Origin of the sequence: Posidoniimonas corsicana (genome assembly GCF_007859765.1) — a bacterium.
Taxonomy (GTDB): Bacteria; Planctomycetota; Planctomycetia; order Pirellulales; family Lacipirellulaceae; genus Posidoniimonas; species Posidoniimonas corsicana.
Genome location: NZ_SIHJ01000001.1, coordinates 2,975,794 through 2,993,448, shown reverse-complemented (window position 1 = coordinate 2,993,448; position 17,655 = coordinate 2,975,794). Strand labels below are relative to the sequence as shown.

The 17,655-nt window shown below is 67.4% G+C and carries 17 protein-coding genes; 8 read left to right on the top strand and 9 right to left on the bottom strand.

Annotated features, from left to right (window positions below; all coding sequences use genetic code 11):
- Positions 1 to 34 precede the first annotated feature (34 nt).
- The 4 genes from KOR34_RS11510 to KOR34_RS11495 all read right to left on the bottom strand — a co-directional run bounded on the left by KOR34_RS11510 (position 35) and on the right by KOR34_RS11495 (position 5,242).
- Positions 35 to 1,237 carry an HD domain-containing phosphohydrolase gene (locus tag KOR34_RS11510; RefSeq protein WP_146564729.1) on the bottom strand — a complete coding sequence of 401 codons (1,203 nt, stop codon included), beginning with the start codon at positions 1,235 to 1,237 and terminating at the stop codon, positions 35 to 37.
- Between the two features lie 43 nt (positions 1,238 to 1,280).
- On the bottom strand, positions 1,281 to 3,389 hold the full coding sequence (locus tag KOR34_RS11505) for a response regulator (RefSeq protein WP_146564728.1): 2,109 nt from the start codon (positions 3,387 to 3,389) through the stop codon (positions 1,281 to 1,283).
- A gap of 52 nt (positions 3,390 to 3,441) precedes the next feature.
- On the bottom strand, positions 3,442 to 4,110 hold the full coding sequence (locus KOR34_RS11500; protein WP_146564727.1) for a hypothetical protein: 669 nt from the start codon (positions 4,108 to 4,110) through the stop codon (positions 3,442 to 3,444).
- Positions 4,111 to 4,360: 250 nt separating this feature from the next.
- The gene (locus tag KOR34_RS11495) at positions 4,361 to 5,242 is read right to left on the bottom strand and encodes a transporter (protein ID WP_197531335.1); all 882 of its coding nucleotides are present in this window, start codon (positions 5,240 to 5,242) and stop codon (positions 4,361 to 4,363) included.
- Positions 5,243 to 5,623: 381 nt separating this feature from the next.
- Here KOR34_RS11495 and KOR34_RS11490 point away from each other — a divergent pair, with 381 nt between their 5' ends.
- From KOR34_RS11490 to KOR34_RS11480, 3 genes are all read left to right on the top strand, one after another.
- Positions 5,624 to 6,031 carry a TadE/TadG family type IV pilus assembly protein gene (locus KOR34_RS11490; protein WP_146564725.1) on the top strand — a complete coding sequence of 136 codons (408 nt, stop codon included), beginning with the start codon at positions 5,624 to 5,626 and terminating at the stop codon, positions 6,029 to 6,031.
- 66 nt (positions 6,032 to 6,097) lie between these two features.
- Positions 6,098 to 7,252 (top strand): VWA domain-containing protein, encoded by a 1,155-nt coding sequence (locus tag KOR34_RS11485; RefSeq protein ID WP_146564724.1) that lies wholly within the window; start codon positions 6,098 to 6,100, stop codon positions 7,250 to 7,252.
- 61 nt (positions 7,253 to 7,313) lie between these two features.
- On the top strand, positions 7,314 to 7,736 hold the full coding sequence (locus KOR34_RS11480) for a TadE/TadG family type IV pilus assembly protein (RefSeq protein WP_146564723.1): 423 nt from the start codon (positions 7,314 to 7,316) through the stop codon (positions 7,734 to 7,736).
- Between the two features lie 149 nt (positions 7,737 to 7,885).
- Here KOR34_RS11480 and KOR34_RS11475 read toward each other — a convergent pair whose 3' ends face one another.
- Both KOR34_RS11475 and KOR34_RS11470 read right to left on the bottom strand, forming a co-directional pair.
- Positions 7,886 to 8,494, bottom strand: a complete 609-nt coding sequence (locus KOR34_RS11475) for a DUF4254 domain-containing protein (RefSeq protein ID WP_146564722.1) — start codon at positions 8,492 to 8,494, stop codon at positions 7,886 to 7,888.
- Positions 8,495 to 8,628: 134 nt separating this feature from the next.
- Entirely contained in the window at positions 8,629 to 9,651 is a 1,023-nt protein-coding gene (locus KOR34_RS11470) for an NAD-dependent epimerase/dehydratase family protein (RefSeq protein WP_146564721.1), read from the bottom strand.
- 124 nt (positions 9,652 to 9,775) lie between these two features.
- On the opposite strand from KOR34_RS11470, the gene KOR34_RS11465 reads away from it, so the two are divergent.
- The gene (locus KOR34_RS11465) at positions 9,776 to 10,906 is read left to right on the top strand and encodes an N-acetyltransferase (protein ID WP_146564720.1); all 1,131 of its coding nucleotides are present in this window, start codon (positions 9,776 to 9,778) and stop codon (positions 10,904 to 10,906) included.
- A gap of 107 nt (positions 10,907 to 11,013) precedes the next feature.
- Positions 11,014 to 11,439, top strand: a complete 426-nt coding sequence (locus tag KOR34_RS11460; protein ID WP_146564719.1) for a ferritin-like domain-containing protein — start codon at positions 11,014 to 11,016, stop codon at positions 11,437 to 11,439.
- A gap of 29 nt (positions 11,440 to 11,468) precedes the next feature.
- On the opposite strand, the gene KOR34_RS11455 is transcribed toward KOR34_RS11460, so the two are convergent.
- Positions 11,469 to 12,575: a GNAT family N-acetyltransferase gene (locus KOR34_RS11455; RefSeq protein ID WP_146564718.1), complete on the bottom strand. Its 1,107-nt coding sequence runs from the start codon at positions 12,573 to 12,575 to the stop codon at positions 11,469 to 11,471.
- A gap of 224 nt (positions 12,576 to 12,799) precedes the next feature.
- Between KOR34_RS11455 and KOR34_RS11450 the strand changes: the two genes are divergently transcribed.
- The 3 genes from KOR34_RS11450 to KOR34_RS11440 all read left to right on the top strand — a co-directional run bounded on the left by KOR34_RS11450 (position 12,800) and on the right by KOR34_RS11440 (position 14,979).
- Entirely contained in the window at positions 12,800 to 13,945 is a 1,146-nt protein-coding gene (locus tag KOR34_RS11450; RefSeq protein ID WP_146564717.1) for a hypothetical protein, read from the top strand.
- A 211-nt stretch (positions 13,946 to 14,156) separates the two neighbouring features.
- Positions 14,157 to 14,516 carry a hypothetical protein gene (locus KOR34_RS11445; RefSeq protein ID WP_146564716.1) on the top strand — a complete coding sequence of 120 codons (360 nt, stop codon included), beginning with the start codon at positions 14,157 to 14,159 and terminating at the stop codon, positions 14,514 to 14,516.
- A gap of 157 nt (positions 14,517 to 14,673) precedes the next feature.
- Positions 14,674 to 14,979: a hypothetical protein gene (locus KOR34_RS11440; RefSeq protein WP_146564715.1), complete on the top strand. Its 306-nt coding sequence runs from the start codon at positions 14,674 to 14,676 to the stop codon at positions 14,977 to 14,979.
- Between the two features lie 63 nt (positions 14,980 to 15,042).
- Here KOR34_RS11440 and KOR34_RS11435 read toward each other — a convergent pair whose 3' ends face one another.
- On the bottom strand, positions 15,043 to 15,519 hold the full coding sequence (locus KOR34_RS11435) for a GNAT family N-acetyltransferase (RefSeq protein ID WP_197531334.1): 477 nt from the start codon (positions 15,517 to 15,519) through the stop codon (positions 15,043 to 15,045).
- A 704-nt stretch (positions 15,520 to 16,223) separates the two neighbouring features.
- Positions 16,224 to 17,585, bottom strand: a complete 1,362-nt coding sequence (locus KOR34_RS11430) for an SGNH/GDSL hydrolase family protein (protein WP_146564713.1) — start codon at positions 17,583 to 17,585, stop codon at positions 16,224 to 16,226.
- Between the last annotated feature and the right edge of the window lie 70 nt (positions 17,586 to 17,655).

Below are 17,655 nucleotides of genomic sequence, written 5' to 3'. Positions count from 1 at the left end.
TCTTGGTCGTGTGGTTCTGACGCTCGTGCTCGGCTCAGGTGTCGTCGGCGTACTGCATCTGCACATCGATCACCTCGGAACGCTTGGCGAAGAACGCGTCGAGGACGGTGGGGTCGAAGTGGGTTCCGCGCTCCTTGCTCATCATGTCGAAGCAGGTGCTGGTCGGGATCGCGTCCTTATAGCAGCGACGGGTGCTGAGCGCGTCGAACACGTCCGCCACGGCGGTGATCCGGCCCTCCAGCGGGATGTCCTCGCCCTGCAGGCCCAGCGGGTAGCCCGAGCCGTCCCACCGCTCGTGGTGGGTCAGCGCGATCCGGGTGGCCATCTCGAGAACGGGCGAGCTACCGACGCTGAGCACCTTCGAGCCGATGTCGGCGTGGCGGCGGAGCGTCAGCTCGTCCTGCGGCGACATCCGCTGCAGCACCCGCTTGCCGAGCGCGCTGTGCTTCTGCATCAGCTCAAACTCCTGCTCGCTGAGCTGGCCGGGCTTCTTGAGGATCGCGTCCGCGACGCCGATCTTGCCCACGTCGTGCAGCTGGGCGGCCTGTTCGACGCGGTCCAGGTACTCGGCGTCCTTGCCCAGCCCCTCGGCGATCAGCCGCGCGTAGCGGCCCACTCGGAGGATGTGGTGGCCGGTGTCGTCGTCGCGGAACTCGGCCGCGCGGGCCAGGCAGTGCAGGATGTCGCGGCGCGAGGCCTCGAGCTCGGCGGTGCGTTGGCGGACGGCGGCCTCGAGGTCGCGGGAGTAGTCGCGCAGCCGGTCCTGGTGGCGTTTGAGGGTGAGCAGGTTGCCCACCCGCGGCGCCAGCTCGCTGGGGTCGATCGGCTTGTTCAGGAAGTCGTTCGCGCCGCCGCGGAGGGCCTCGATACGCGTCTCGCGGTCGGTCGACGCGGTCAGGATCACCACCGGGGTGTGACGCGTCTGCTCGTCCTGCCGCAGCGCCGCGAGGATCTCCAGGCCGCTGACGTGCGGCATCATCAAGTCAAGCAGCACCACGTCCGGCGACTCGTCGTGGATCAGGCGCAGCGCGTCCCGGGCGTCGGAGGTCGAGGAGAACTGGGTGTAGCCCTCGATGCGGAGCAGGCGCGAGACCACCTTGACGTTCACGGGCTCGTCGTCGACGACGACAATCTTGCCGTCGCACGCCGGGCCGTTCGACGCCGCGTGGGCGTCGGCGGGCGCGGGGGCCGCGGCGAAGGCCGTCTGGTGGTGGGGGATCGCGGGGGAGTCGTTCATCGGGCGCCTAAAGGTGTCGGGGGCGTTCGTGGTTGTGAGGGGGCTACAGCACGAGCCGTTTCTTGAGCTGCTGAATCGTCTTGAGCGGGGCGTCGGCGGCCGGGGGGCCGTCGCCGCGGACGGCCTGTTCCAGGTCGGCTGCCGGCTGGGTGAAGCACCCGAAGCCGACCGTGCCGGCGGCGCCCCTCAGCCAGTGGGCAAGCTGGGCCAGCTCGTCCAGGTCGCCGGTGTCCCAAGCCCGCTCCATGTCCGTGACCTTGGTCTCGAGGGTGTCGAGGAATTCGGCCACGATCTCACGGATTTCCTCGTCGTCGGTGGGCAGCAGCGACCGGATGGCGTCGGTGGACTCGTGCTGCGCGGGTGCCGGGGCGGCCGCGGGAGGGCACTGCGAAGAGAGCGCCTCGTGCAGTTGTTCGGCGTCGACCGGCTTGGACAGGTAGCCCGTGCAGCCGGCCCGCTCACACTTCTCGCGGTCGCCCTTCATCGCGTGCGCGGTCAGCGCGATGATGGGGCCGTTGAAGCCGTGTTCGCGGAGCCGAGCCGTGGCGGCGTAGCCGTCCAGCACGGGCATCTGCATGTCCATCAGGATCACGTCGAAGTGTGTCTGGGAAGCCAGGTCGACCGCGACCTGGCCGTTCTCCGCCATGCGGACCTTCGCGCCGCCACGCTCCAGCAGCAGACGGAGCAGCTTGCGGTTGGTGTCGCCGTCGTCGACGACCAGCACCCGCAGGCCGTTGAAGTCGGACGCGGAGGTGACCTGGGCGCTGACGTCGCCGGCCGGGGAGTGCTGCTCGGGCTGCGGCTCTTCGGTTTCGGTGAGGGCGCCGGTCGCGACGCGGGCCACGAACGTGCTGCCCTGCCCCACCACGCTGGTCGCGGTCAGGCCGCCGCCCAGGGCCTCGGCGATCTTCTTGCCGATCGACAGGCCGAGTCCGGTGCCGCCGTACTTCCGGGTGACCGAGTCGTCGGCCTGGACGAACGGCTGGAACACGGCGTCCAGCTTGTCCTGCGGGATCCCCACGCCGGTGTCGCGGACCTCGATCAGAAGCGCGGGCTCCGCCCCCGACCGGTCGACCCGCGCGACAAGCACCACGGAGCCCTGGTCGGTGAACTTGATGGCGTTGCCTACCAGGTTCAGCAGCAGCTGCTTGAGCCGGTACGGGTCGGTCTCGATGGCGGCCGGCACGGCCCCTTCCCAGCGGTAGTCGAGCCCGATCCCCTTCTCGGTGGCGCCGACCCGCAGCACCGAGATGGTGTCGGCGATGATCTGGTGGGGCGAGCACGGGATCTTCTCGACGTGCAGCTGGTCGGCCTCGATCTTCGAGATGTCCAGCACGTCGTTGATGAGCGTCAGCAGGTGCTGCCCGCTGCGGCGGATGGTGGTGAGATGCTCGTCGTGCTCCTCGTCGGAGATCCGCTCCCGGTCACGGATCAGGACCTCCGTGAAGCCCAGGATGCCGTTGAGCGGGGTGCGGATCTCGTGGCTCATGTTGGCCAGGAACTTGCTCTTGGTCCGGTTGGCGCGCTCGGCCTCCTCGATAGCGTGCTGAAGCTCTTCCTCTCGCTGCTCAAGGCGTTCGGTGTGCACGGCCAGGTTCAGCATCTCGCGGCGGCTCTGCAGGATCACGATCAGCAGCACGATGTCCTCGAACATCACCCAGGCGGCGTGCTCCAGCCACCGCCATTCCGACGCGGTCGCGACGCCGAACACCGACTCCGGCCACCACCAACCGCGCACCAGGTGGTCCGCGGCGACGATCAGCGTGGCGGGCGCCAGGACCAGCGGGTCCCGGTAGGCGGCCAGGAACGCCAGCGAGCCGAACACGTGGAAGTGGGTCTCGATGCGGCCGCCACTCAGGTGGATCAGCAGCGCGGAGAACAGCACCTGGCTGCACGCGATCACGATCCGCGTGGCGGGTCGGCCGGCGTAGAACACCGCCATCGCGATCGGCATCGCCGCCAGCACGCCGCCGCCCAGCACCGCCATCATCACGTGCGGGTGCACCTGCTGCTGGGCGCCGATCCAGGTGTGCGGCGAAACCAACAGCGCCATCGCGATCCCGCCGATCCACTGAATCAGCATCAGCACGGCGAACATGCGGTCCGTGCGGACGTGGAGTTCGCGGTAGTGGTTGGCGAGCCTGCGTTTCATCGGCGGCGGTTGGCGGGCGGCGCGGGGCCGCAGTTGGTAGGTGGGTTAGCGATCAGTTCAGCGCGGCCGCCACCCGTTCCGCGCCGGCGGGCGCGTCGGCGGTTGGGGCGGGCAGGCACAAGCGGCAGCCGAACACGGGCGTTGGGGGCTGTGGGGTGGTGTCGTCTCCGCGCAGCAGGGCGAGCAGCCGGTCGCGGCCGGCGCTGTCGCCCTCGTGCCCGCGGGATGGCGTCACGCCGCCAGCAAAGAGCAGCTCGCCGGACGACGCGTAGAGCCGGACGGCGCCGCTGGTGGCCGCGCCGAAGCGGCTCGCCTCAACACCGTCGACGTCCCACGCCACGTTGGCGTAGGGCAGCGCCGTGGCGTCGCGGACCGTGTCGGTCTGCCGCCACTGCTCGTCGGCGTCGGCCGGCAGGGTGGCGGTGACGATCACCCTGGGTTGCTGGTCGCCAGATAAGCCGGCGCCGGTTAGCACACGCTCCAGCTCGCGGATCGACGCCCGCGTGCACGGGCAGCGGGGGTGCAGGAACACGACCAGCGTGGGCCGTTCTGCGTCGAGCGTCAGCCGCGTGCCGGTGGGCCAGGACGAAAGATTGACTCCAGCCGTTGGCTGGTAGGTGGTGAAGCCGTAGCTGGTAGTCCACGCCCACACGCCTACAGCCGCGACGCCCCACGCGATGGCCGCGATGCGCCACAGGTTGTCGGTGCGGTTGTTCAGCATGGTCCTCAGCGGGGACGGCGTCCGGGTGGAGAACCCCCCGAGCGGTGTGGAAAGTGCGTCACTGAACCATAGAATCCACCGCCCTCTTCAATTGGCGCCGGAAGGGTAGATTACGGCCGATCGCGGGCCGCAGAATGCGGTCACGCGGGCTGATTGGGTTGGGCCGGTTGGTCGGGATCACGACGCGGCAAGCCGAACCTCTGCGGCGGTCGCCGTTGGTCGCCGAGCGACCAGTCGACCGAACGCCGTTCTAGAAGCGGTAGCCGCCGCCCACGCCGGCGAAGAAGTCGTCCGAGTCGTCCGACAGGCCGACGCCGGCGCGGATGTCGAGGACGAAGTTGTCGGTCACGTAGTGGTCGACGCCGATGTTGAACACGGACACCACGAATTCGTCCTCCAGCCCGTCGGAGAAGATGCCGTACCACTCGAAGTAGATGGTGTTCGACTCGGACAGCTCGCTCCCGAGCACGGCCGACTGGCTGAGGATGTTGAAGTTCTCGTTCGTCGGCTCGTCCGGGAGCAGGCCGAAGTCGCCGAACCCGTTGGTGCCGAAGCCGGTCGAGGCGGCAAACGTCACGCCCTCGCACAACTCCCACTGGTAGATGTAGTCGAGACTGAACTCCGCCTTGTCGGTGGTGAAGGCTTCGCCGCCAGTCGGCGCGAGGCCGCGGATCTCCACGGCGCTGGTCGGCAGGAAGCCTGCCTCGGGCTGGCGGGTGAGTTGTAGTTTGAACGCGAACCGCAGGTCTTCCGACCCGATCCGGTCCTCTTCGTCCTCAACGAACACCCAGGTGTGGTTGTAGCGCAGGCGGAACTCGATGTCCTCGGTCAGCCCCACCCGCAGCAGCATCTCGGGCGTGGTGTGGGCCGACTCGCGTTCGTCGTCGGTCTCTTTGTGGAAGTACGAGTAGCCGCCTTCAAACTGCACGATGCCCCGCCCTACCGTCACTGCGGACTGGGTGAAGTCGTGCCGCTCGGTCTCGATCCGCTCCTCGAACGGGTCGCGTTGGCAGCACCACGGCTTGGTGAAGTCGTCGCAGAACTCGAAGAGCTGCGCGAAGCACGCCGAAGGGCAGAGGGCGGTGACCGCCAGCAGCGGCGCGGCCCTGAGGAGGCTGTAGACGGTTCTCATTGCCTCGACCCCGGCTGGTTGGGTTCCGATCCTTCTTCGCGCACGCTGCGCGCACCGGCTTCTTGCCACTGTTCTCTTCGGCCAGGCGGGGCGCCGTCCCCAGGGCTGGTTCGCTGGTCCCCGCATCCCGTTCAACCCGCACGCCTTGACAGACGCCGTCGCAACGGGTGGGACGCCGTCGGGCTGAGGGGTGTTGGCGGGGGCAATCGACCGTGGCGCCAGAATTCGCCGCCCGCTCTCGGAATCCGACCTATGTTTTAGATAGCCGGGTTGCGCGGAGACGGAACCTGCCCGCCGGCGACCTTTTCGAGACCACACGCGGGGAGCCGGACATCCGCGCCGCCCGCGTCACGCCTTTTCTTCACCGGAGGACGATGCGCCATGGCCCGCACGCCAGGACATCCGCGCCCACCCCGCCACGGCGCCGCCGTCGCGGAACTGGCCATCTGCCTCCCGCTGCTGGCGATGCTGGTGCTCGCCTCGATCGAGGCCTGCACCATGATGTTCCTGAACCACAGCCTGACAATCGCCAGCTACGAGGCGGTGCGCGTGGCGATCAACTACGACAGCACCAACGCCGACGTCCACGACCGCTGCACCGAGATCATCACCGATAGGGCGGTGGCCGGCGCGAGCGTGAACATCAACCGGGCCAACGTCATGACCACGCCCAAGGGCACGCCCATCACCGTCACGGTGTCGGCGCCGTGCGACGCCAACGCGTTGCTGCCGCCCTGGTTCTACGGCGGGCAGACGATGACCGCGAGCACCACCATGGTTAAGGAGTGATCTACCCGGCACAGCCCCTGGAGAGCGAGGACGGTCCCCGCGGGCGCCAGCAAAGTGAGAAGCCGTATGGGCAACACGACAGAGTCGACAACAACCGACCCCCGGGCCCGCCGCCGCCGGGGCGTCATCGTAGTGCTCGCGGCCACGATGATGATCGTCTTCATGGCGACGGTCGCCTTCTCGCTGGACGTGTCGTACATGCAGCTCTGCAAGGCCAAGCTGCGCGCCGCCACCGACGCCGCCGCCCGCGCCGCGGGCGAGGGGCTGTCCCGCCAGCAGGACATCGAGTACGCCCGGCAGCAGGCCAAGGACATCGCGCAGCTGAACCACGTGGCCGGCGCGCCGCTGCTGCTGGACGACCCCGACATCATCTTCGGCCGGTCCTCGCAGCAGGCCAACGGCGCGTGGGCGTTCACGCCCGAAGGGTCGCCGGTGAACGCGGTCCGCGTGTTTGGCCGCCGCACCCGGGACTCGCTGTCCGGCAGCGTGCCGATCTTCTTCGGGCGGGTGTTCAACGTGTTCGACTTCGAGCCGATCCAGGCCGCCACGGTCGTGCGGCTGGACCGCGACATCTGCCTGGTGGTTGACCGCTCCAGTTCGATGAAGCTCTACCTGGACGACACTTCGCCGACGATGTCGACCCGCGACTCGCGCTTCTGCCAGACGCCCAACATGTCGCAGAGCCGGTGGGGCGCGTTGTCGGTAGCGGTGCAGCGGTTCATTGACGCGTTGGAGCAGACGCCCCAGACGGAGCACGTCGGGCTGGTGTCCTACGGCAGCAACCCCATTGGCGGCTACTGCGGCTACTGGAGCCAGGCCGACATCGACGCGCCCATCAGCGAGGACCACACGGTCGTCACCGCCGGCATGCAGTCGATCTCCGGCAAATCGTTCAACGGCATGACCAACATCGCCGCCGGCATCCTCAAGGGGGTCGACGTGCTCACCTCCGGCAACGCCCGGCCCTACGCGGCCAAGACGATGGTGCTGATGAGCGACGGCGCCTACACCGAAGGCGTACAGCCGCGTCAGGTGGCGCCGCAGGCGGCCGAGCAGGACATCATCATCCACACCATCACCTTCGGCGAGGCCAACCCCGACGAGATGCAGGCCATCGCCGACGCGACCGACGGCAACCACTACATCGCCCCGAACGCCCAGCGGCTGCAGGAGATCTTCGAGGAGATCGCCCTGACGCTGCCGGTCGTCTTCACCGACTAGTCAACAGCCCGGCCGTGTCGGCGCCGCCGCGCCGCCGCGCGCCGCCCGGGAGGCACACCCCATGCAGAGTCGAGCACGCCGGCGCAGCCGGCAGGGCGCCGCGATTGTCGAGTTCGCGTTCTGCGCGCCGGTGCTGTTTATGATCTTCTTCGCGTCGCTGGAGTTCTCGCGGGTGAACATGATCCGCCAGAGCGTTGAGAACGCCGTGTACGAGGGGAGCCGCCGCGGCATCGTGCCCGGCGCCACCGCCGACGACTGCCGCCAGGCGGCGCAGTGGGTGCTCGACACGGTGTTCGCGGTGGGCGCCCAGATCGACGTCGCCCCGGCGGTCATCGACGACGACACCGACGACGTCACGGTGTCGGTCACGGTGCCGCTGAACAGCAACAGCTGGGTCACGCCGCTGTTCTTCGAGAACAAGAGCGTGTCCGGCTCGATGACCCTCCGCCGCGAGCGGTTCAGCAACCCCAACACGGTGGACTAGCCTTGGGACGCTCTAGCCGCCGGCGGCAACCGGTGGTTGGCGGGCTCGGCAGGCGCTTGGACGCGCAGTATGCCGGTCGGCTGCGGCGCAGAAAAAAAAGCCCCGCACGGGGGCGGGGCAGGGGGGAGTCTGGTTGTCGACGCCGCGGCTCAGCCGGCCTTGCGATAGAGCTGCGGGTTGAGCGTCGGGTCGTTGTACATCTTCATCTGGCGGTAGACCTTCAGGATCTTCTCGCCGGAGAAAATGGCCAGCAGCAGCTCGCTGAGCGACTGCGACAGGTCCGCGTGCTGCACGCCGCAGCGGCGGAGCTTCTCCTGCACCTTGGCGATGTGCAGGTCGTCGATGTCGTCGCGGTCCAGCTCCTCGCGGAGGTGGTAGATCCGCAGGGTCATGATCGACAGCCGGTCCACGGCGCTGCCGGGGGTCTCGGTGTTGAGTCGGGCGTCGGCTTTCGAGCAGACGCCGCCGGTCGTCAGCATCTGGATGAAGGTCTCGTCGATCCGCTCGATCCAGTCGTTGCGCTGCTGGTTGAAGCCGTCGATGGCGCGCTTCACCTGGGCGATGCGGTCGTCGCCCACGTCCGGGTCGCGGGCGATGTCCTCCTCGTGCCACAGCTGGAAGTTGAACTGGTGCTGCTGGCAGACCACCGCCATCACGCCGGTGTAGGGGTTGTCCAGCGGCTGGTTGTGCCAGCGGGCGACCGCCTGGGCGTGCAGGTCTGCCACCTGCGAAACGAATGTGCGTGGGTCGAACAGCATGGGGGAATCCTTTCCCAGATTACCGAGCCGTGTGCTGGCGCCCGCGGGGGGCCGGCGCCGCCTGTGAGGATAGGGGCCGGAGTGTAGGCCGCGGGGCCAAACCGGGCAAGGCGAGTTTCGTGGCTCCCGCGAGGCTAGATCCAGCCCTCGGACCGGTACCATTCGGCGGTCTGGCGGTAGCGGTCGGCGAGCGTGGCCTGGCAGCGGAAGTCGAGCTGCTCGGCCGCCTTCTCCACGCTGCAGACCCAGCCGGTGGCGGACGCCTCGCGGAGCTTGTCGAACCCGAACAGCGTCGGCTTGCCGGTGAGGCGGCCCATCAGCTCGCCCGCCGCGGCGGGGATCAGGAACGGGTACTTGCGGAGCCGGATCACCAGCACCCGGATGCCCAGGCCGGCCGCGGCCAGGAGGCCCGCTTCGGCCCAGGAGCTGACCGCCGGGTCGGCCGCGTAGTACACGCCGGCGCCGCGGTTGGTGGAGTCGTCAGCTTCGCCGTCGGCCGGCACACGCTCGCCGCGTTCGACCGCCAGCGCCATGGCCTCGGCCAGGTCGTCGGCGTGCACAAGCGAAAGCGGCAGCCCCTTGCGCTGCGGCACCAGGTGCAGGCGCGAGTACTTTAGACCCAAGAACAAATTGAGCCCGTCCCGGTCGCCGGGGCCGAACACCACGGGCGGGCGGAGGATGGACAGCGGCACCACGGCAGCGAACCGCCGCGCGGCGAGCTCGCCGGCCAGCTTGCTGCGGCCGTACAGCGAGATCGGCTCGGGCGGGTCGGACTCCGTGTGCGGCCTGCCGGGCGCCGAGGGCCCGGCGGCGGCCAGCGAGCTGACCGCCAGCACGGTGGGCGGCGACTCGCGCGCGGCGCAGGCCTTCATCAGGTTGGTGGTCCCCTGCTCGTTGACCGCCAGGAACTCGGCGAGCGACCGCGCGTGGGTGCGGCCCGCCAGGTGGTACACGTGGTCGACGCCGTCGAGCGCCGCGGGCAGCCCGGCCGGGTCGGTCACGTCGCCCCGCACGAGGCGCACGCCGAGCGCCTCGAGCCGCTCGGTCTTGGAGGTCGGCCGCACCAGGCACGCCACGTCGTGCCCGGCGGACTGCAGCCGCATCACCAGCCGCGGCCCGATAAACCCGCTGGCGCCGGTGACCAGTGCGGTTGGCATCGTCAAATTCCGTTGGGGTGCTGGGGGTGGCTGGGGGAAGTCGTTAAACTCGCATCACCGGCGGCCCTACGCAAGGTCGCTCGGCAGAAACCAGCCTTCTCCAGCCACAGCAACCAACGGCCGCATGCCCCAGATCGAAGTCGTCCCTGTCAGCTCCGGAAAGCAGCAGAAGCAGTTCCTCAACCTGCCCTGGGAGATCAACCGGGAGGATCCCAACTGGATGCCGCCGCTGCGCCAGAACCAGAAGCTGCTGAGCGGCTTCGGCAAGCACCCGTTCTACGACGCCGCCGAGTCGCAGGCGTTCCTCGCGGTGCGGGACGGGCGGCCGGTGGGGCGTGTGCTGGCGATCGTCAACCACGCCCACAACGAGTTCCACGACGACAAGCTGGGGTTCTTCGGCTTCTTCGAGAGCGTCGACGATGCGGAGGTCAGCGGCGCGCTGCTGGACGCCGCGGCCGAGTGGCTCCGCGGCAAGGGCATGGACTCGGTGCGGGGGCCGGCGGACCCATCGATCAACTACGAGTGGGGCCTGCTGATCGACGGCTTCCAGACCCCGCCCTACTTCATGATGACCCACAACCTGCCGTACTACGAGCGGTTGTTTGAGGACTGGGGGCTGGCGAAGTCGCAGGACCTGTACGCCTTCGGCGGCGACATCAGCATCCTCAAGAACCTCAAGGACCAGAAGAAGCTGATGCGGATGGACGAGACCATCCGCGAGCGGTTCGGCATCACCGTCCGCCCGATGGACGGCAAGCGGTTCGCCCAGGAGGTCGAGACCTTCCTCCGCATCTACAACGAGGCGCTCACCAACACCTGGGGCTACGTGCCGATGTCGCGCAGCGAGCTGCTGCATATGGCCAAGGACCTCAAGCACCTGATCGTGCCCGAGCTGGCGATCGTCGCCGAGGTTGAGGGCGAGCCGATCGGCGTGATGTTCGGCCTGCTGGACTACAACCCCCGCATCAAGAAGATCGACGGCAAGCTGTTCCCCTTCGGCTTCATGCGGCTCTTGTACAACAAGCGGTCGATCAAGCGGATCCGCGTGGTGAGCACCAATGTGCTGCCCAAGTACCAGGGCTGGGGCGTGGGGCTGGTGCTCGCACTAGGAATGGTCTACCCGGGGCTCGAGTACGGGCTGGAGGAGTGCGAGTTCTCCTGGGTGCTGGAGACCAACGACCTCTCCCGCAAGACGCTGGAAAAAGGCGGGGCGCCCAAGTACAAGACCTACCGCGTCTACGACCGCGCCCTGTGATGCACCTCGTGCATGCGTGGCATGCGTGGGGCGCCAGTAGTCGACGCATGTCGGAGCGCTAGAATGATGGGGTAAGCAAGACAGTCCCCACAGAAACAGGCTCAAACATGGACAAAGAGACCCTCATCAAGAACCTCAACGAGGACCTGGCCGGAGAGCTCGGGGCCATCGTTCAGTACATTACCTACGCCGCCAAGGCGACCGGGCCGTACCGCCCGCAGCTGGTCGACTTCTTCCTCAAGGAGGTCGCCGACGAGCAGCTCCACGCCCAGTACCTGGCGAACAAGGTGGTCGCGCTCGGCGGCGAGCCCTGCACCACCGCCCGGCCGGTCCCGGCCGCGGGCACCAACCGCGAGATGCTCGAGGCCGTGCTGGCCGCCGAGAACAAGGCGACCGCCGACTACACGACCCGCGCCCAGCAGGCCGACGAGTACGGCGACAAGGGCCTGGCGGTCCAGCTGGAGGACATGGTCCGCGACGAGAGCGGCCACTCCGAAGAGACCGAGCGGATCCTCCGCGACTGGCCTCTCTAAGAACGGGTCCCCTCTAGAAGTGGGCCCCTCTAGGCAGTCTTGCGGCCCTGGCGGATCCAGTGACCTAGGCGGACCGCCTGGGAACGCCAGGAGCCGCGCGGCGTGTGCACTAGCCGGTGGGTGGGGCACTCGCCCGTGCGGAGCCGCCGCTTGAAGTCCTGCCCGCCGATCCCCAGGTCGACCTGCACGTCGCCCTGGTCGCAGCCGTCGCGGACCAGCATGGCGACCAGCGCCAAGCCGGCGCCCTTGGGGGCGTGCTGCGGGTCGTAGCCCATCCGCAGACCCATCACGCGTCCGCGGCAGACGTAGTTGTAGTTGAACGCCACCGCGCGGTCCTCGACGAACAGCACGTTCATGTCGAGCATCCCTAGCCGCGCGGCGGCGGCGTGGGTGTCGCGGTAGAAACCCTCGTACTCGCCGTGGCACAGCGTGTTGCCGTCCGACGAGTTGGACTGCCAGCTCGCCCGCGCGATCTCCAGGCACCGCTCGAACATGTCCCAGTTGGGGCCGCCGTCGCCCTGGCTGGCGGGACGCGGGCGGCAGCGCAGGTAGCGGGCGGTGGGGGCGTCGATCGCCCGCCGGATGTGCCGCCGCACCTCGTGCCGGAACTTCGAGCTCCGGCTCGCCAGGTACTCCTCGAACGAACCCGGCAGGTCGATGACGGAGGTCGCGGCGCTGGGCTCCATGGTCGGCTGCATGCCGGCCAGCTCCATGGCCCGCTGCGAGCGCCCGCGGTCGGCCGATTCGTGGGCGATCCAGTCGAGCTCGATGCGGTCCCAGTCGCGGCGCGACTTGGCGATGTGCTTCATCGCGATCGCCATGGTGGCCGCCGGGTTGGCGCCGATCGGCCCGAACACGTTTCCCCAGCCGTCCAGCGGGTAGCAGAGGGTCCGCAAGGGGCCGAGCTTGTGCCACTGCGTCTTGACGCACAGCGGCACGATGCCGATGGTCCGCCCTCCCGCCTCGACCACCAGCACCCGCAGCTTCATCTCCTCGCCGAAGTGCTGCCAGTAGATGCTCAGCCAGTCGAAGGTCTGGAAGAACGTTGCGTCCGGCGTCTCGGCGAACAGCGCGTTCCACGTCATGCGGTAGGCGCCGAGGGAGTGGATGTCGTTGATCTCGGTGACGGATGCCATAGAACGCCGGGTGTTGAGGGCCTGGGCTTTCGTTGCTGTGGGGAGTCGGTTGCAGCCCCTGTGCCAATCCGCCGCCGCCGGTACGGCCGCAGCGGTTGTGCGGGCTGCACGGCGAAATCGACGCGGAGGGTGTCGCCGCGGCGCCTCGCAGTCCACAATGGCGTGTTGCCAAACGGCTTCATGTTGCCGAATCACGACCCCGCGAGCCGCCGCCGAACGTCCCCATGGCCGACACCAGCGAACCGAACCCCATCCAGCAGCTGCACGACGCCCCCGACCGACTGGTGCTGGCCGTGACGGGCGGCGGCAGCGGCGCCGTGAGCCGGCTGCTCGCCACGCCGGGCGCGTCGCGCACGCTGCTGTCGGCCTACGTTCCGTACCTGGAGGAGGCCCTGCAGGACTACCTCCGCGACTGGGACCGCCCCATCCGCTGCACCGAGCAGACCGCCCGCCGCATGGCGGTCGAGGCGTTCGACATCGCCAACAACCTGGTCGAGCCCGACGAGCGGGTGCACGGCGTCGCCTGCACGGCGAGCCTGGCCTCGGACCGCGAGAAGCGCGGCCCGCACCGGGTGCACGTCGCGGCACAGTCGGCCGACCGGACCGCGGTGTACTCGCTCGAGCTGACCAAGGGCGCCCGGACCCGCGCCGAGGAGGAACAGGTCGCGGCCGCGTTGGTGCTGGACGCCGCGCTCGAGGCCGCCGGGCTGCCCGCCGTGCTCGCCGCGCCGCTGCTGCGGACCGGCGAGTCGATTAGCCGCGCCGTGCAGCAGGCGCCGGCCGAGTGGCCCCGGCTGGGGACCGACGTCGCCTGGCGGCACGGCATGGGCCGCGACGGCCAGCCCGGCACGCCCGCGCCCGCGGTGGTGTTCCCCGGCGCGTTCAACCCGCTGCACGAGGGTCACCTGGCGATGGCGACCGCCGCCGAGGCGATCACCGGCCAGCCGGTCACGTTCGAGCTGTCGATGGAGAACGTCGACAAGCCGCCGCTGGACTACGTGGAGGTCGCCCGCCGCACGGCGCAGTTGAACGGCCGCCCCTGCCTGGTGACGCTCGCCCCCACCTTCGTCGAGAAGGCGACCCTGCTCCCCGGCGCGGTGTTCGTGGTGGGCATCGACACGCTGATCCGCATCGCCGATGAGGACTACTACGACGAGAACGTCACCCTCCGCGACGACGCCCTCGACCACATCGCCGACTGCGGCTGCCGGTTCCTGGTGTTCGGCCGCGCGTTCGACGACGAGTTCGTCACGCTCGACGACCTGGGCCTTCCGCCGGCGCTGACCGCCATCTGCGACGGCGTGTCGGAGGACGTGTTCCGCGCGGACGTTTCGTCGACCGAGATCCGTGAAGGGGCCGGTGGGGCGTGATGCGGCATCGAAACTCTTGTGGGATGCGTGTTCGAGCTGACCAGGCGTCGCACACCGGTGCTCTTCTTGGCCCTCTGGTTCTCCGAGCGTGATGCACACCACCGTTGGGGTGTTCGCCCGGTGAGTCGGTAACACTCTGCTGGATTAAGTCGAAGGCCTCTCAAGTTTGAGTCGGAGTGTACGGATCTGTCTGACTTCCATGGAATTGCCGATGCCTGAGCTTGAAGACCGCGGAGACTACTTTGGTGCAACTTGGGACACAGCCTACGGGGATGTTGATATCTCCGTAGATAGGCCTGATTACAATGCTGAGGCGCGCGGCTTGCTCGCCAACATTGCATCTGATGTCGACTCATTGATCGCTGTGTCGCTGGCGTACTTCGAATCCGTAAAGCAGCAGCGTTCTATCGCGTATATTGACGACCTATCTGATCCTCACATCGTATGTTCCCAATCTGATTTCTCGATCTATTGGTCGTCCGCTGCGGGCGAGAGGAACGGCGACGGCACTATTGCAATTGACTTTGACGGACGAACGCGAACGCCAGTCGGGCTTACACTCGCGGACTAGATCGCGGCCTCGTAAGTTTAGCGATAGCCGCAGTGACGGAAGTAGGTCCGGGCAGGATGCGGTTGGATGGCGGGTTGTACTCCAGCTCGACTGCACGCTCACCAAAGCGTGGACGCGTAGCAGTGCAGGCTTTACCGTAGTTTGAACGGACCAACTCATGCTGCCGCTATCGATGGTCTACGCCGGCCCGGGATTGATAGTCGCACTGGTCGGTTGCCTGCTGATCCCGGTCTCGCTGATCGTGCACGGCGCCAGGCAGCAGTACCTCACCGACACGCTCCTGATTACGGTAGGCACGACGCTGTTGCTGTTCTTGATGTGGTTCGTGTTCGACGGCCCTTTCTCTGGAATGCGGTGGTGGTCTTTGCCAATCGTTCCCTGGGGCGGTGCATTGGCGTTCTGGATCAGCCTGATCGCCGCTCTACCTGTTGCGATCTTTCACCACCTCACCCGTCCGCGGTAGAGTCGTTGTCGACACGGCGCCGTGAGAGCTTGATCACCGAGCAGCATCCCCCCATGGGTTCGCTCACGAATCAGCGCTCATACCCATCCGCTCCCGCAGGACTTGAAAGCCGAACGCCGCGAAGAACGCCCTCGCTTCCGGGTTGAAGCTTGCCACGTCCAGCTCGATGTCGTGGACGCCTTCCCGCCGTGCGAAGGCCTGGAGGTCCTCGAGCAGGGCCCGCCCCACGCCCCGTTTGCGGCTCTGCGGCCTCACCACGACCTCATTGAGGTAGAGGGAGCGTCGGGGCTGTAGTAGCGGGATTGCCGGCGCCGTTTGGATGGTGGCGGCGCAGTACCCGGCGATCTCGTTGTCCAGCTCCGCGACGCGGACACGCTCGCCCGCCGCCAGCTTCCCGAGCACGATCGCCTCGGCCGCGTCGCGGGAGAGCTCGCGATAGACGTCCGGATTGCCCCGCACATGGATGCCGTGGACGGCCAGCAGCAGCTCCGCCAGGGCCTTCGCGTCGGATTCGGTCGCGCGGCGGGTCTTTACGGTCAATGGTGTGCCTTGCGGTGGGGACGCATCCAGACACGCCGGCGGGCGATTCGGAGATGCATGCCAAAGAGTCGCAATCGTGCGGATAGCTCGCGTGCCTCCGCGGCTATAGGCTCACTCCCAACCGCGCAGGTACTTCACTCCGAAGCAAGTCTCGCTTCATTTTCCAAACCCGGTATGTTCTAGCACTATGAACGAGCGTAAGCGATTGACGAGTTGCGAAATCGCCGTGTTGGTCGAGGTGTACCCGGCACTTCCTGTCGACTATCTTGCCTACCTACGAGAGGTCGGTTGGGGAACGGCAGCAAGTGGACACATGGTCTACAGCGGTCCAGTCCATCCCGACGAGATCTACCCGCAAGTCACTACGGAGAGTCAGCGGGTCATTCTGGGCGATGATTCTCAGGGATTCAGCTTGGGTTACGATTTCAGTTCGGAGAGCTATGGCGAGTTCTCCGACGTAGGAGATTGGTCGATCTTCCCGAGTGACTTCGTACTCTCGTCGCTGCTTTCAAGGTCCGGATGATGTTGCCAATGCTTAACCCTCCTGTGCCTAGTCGTTCGTTCACGCCCCTACTCTTCCCCAGCCGACGCATCCGACTTCTCCCGCTGCTCGTCAGTTGTGTACCCGCCGCTAGGGTTCACCGCGTCGATTCTTGCGTTAGGCCTGGGTGAGGCGCTGTGGGACTCCGCCCCGCGAGGGGCGGTCACTCACTCGCGGGCTGGATCGCGAACCGATGCGGCCGGGGCTGGTTGATGGTGAAGATCTCGTCTTCGATTGCCATCGCCGCGGCCTCGGCGGCCTTCACCCGCTCCTCCATGCCGGGCATCTTCTTCTCCACGTCTGCCAGCCGCCGCTTCTCGGCTTCGTCGTTCGGGTTCTTCTCGACCTGTGCCTGGAGGTACTTCCACGACTGGAAATCCCCCCATTCGTTGCGGAGGGTTTTTACCGGCCCCTCGTTCCGCTGCTTGTTCAGGGCGGCGACCTGCGCCGCCTGCTGGTGCTGCGGCGTGGTGGTCAGGGCGTGCAGCGGGAGTCCGTCGTGGAGCTCCTGCTCCGTTGCGCGCGTGACCTCCTCACCGTCGATCTGAACCGAGTAGGTCCCGGCCGGCAGCCCGGACACCACCAATGTTTCCCGGCCGAACCGCTGGCTGAGATCGGTCAGTTCGACGCCGAGCTGCGCCTCTTCCGGCAGCACCCAGGGCAGGGAGTGTTCCAGCGATGTGAACGAAAGCCGGTCCGCGCTGCCCTTCAACTCGGAGACGTCGGCGGATTCTGAGACGGAGGACCAGGCGCCGTCCTTGAGGTTGAAACTCATGTGCGAAACGATCTCCGGGAGGCCTAGGTCTTCGATCATGGCGGCGGCCATCACCACCTGCCCCGCCGGATCCGGGTGCACCGAATCCTTGATCATGGTGAACCTCGGGTCTTTCCTGCGCTCGTTGATCGTGATCTCGTTCAGAGGCCCCCAAAGGTCGACGAATCCTAGCCCCCGCTCGCAGGCAGTGTCCCGCAGCCAGGCGCCGTAGTAGGCGAGCGTCGAGTTATAGAAGGTGACCGCCTTGGGCCCCATGAACCCACCGGGCGGCTGCATCCGCTTGGCGCGGGCGTCGAACATGGTCGGCGTCATCAGGATCGCGGTCGCGCCGCATTCGTCAATCCTCTCGAGGAGCCGATTCATCTCCCCGCTGTAGCTGGTGAACACGTCGTCGATGTACTCGGCGTACCGACCATCGTTCATCCCGAGGAGCACCGTGACATACTTTGGATGGTAGGCCGCCACGTCCCGGTCGAACCGGAAATGCGCGTCCCAGGCCCGCGAGCCCCCCACCCCCGCGTTGTGCAGCCGGAGCCTCATCTTTGGGAATCGGGTGTAGAAGTAGTCCTCGACGTACTGCGTGTACAGGCATTGGTGCGTGATGCTGTCGCCCAGGAAAACGATGGCGTCACCATCGCGGAGGTTGAGCGCGGCCAAGGGCGCCTGCGGCGCATACGCAGGCTCCTCCGCAGCCGTGAGTCCGGACGCCGCTAGGAAGAGGGCAAGGGTGCAGGGTTTAATCAGGTTCATCGCTATCGGGCCATTCGGTCGGTGGCTGGACTTGTTGCTCCCCACCAATACATGGATCGGCAGGTCTAAT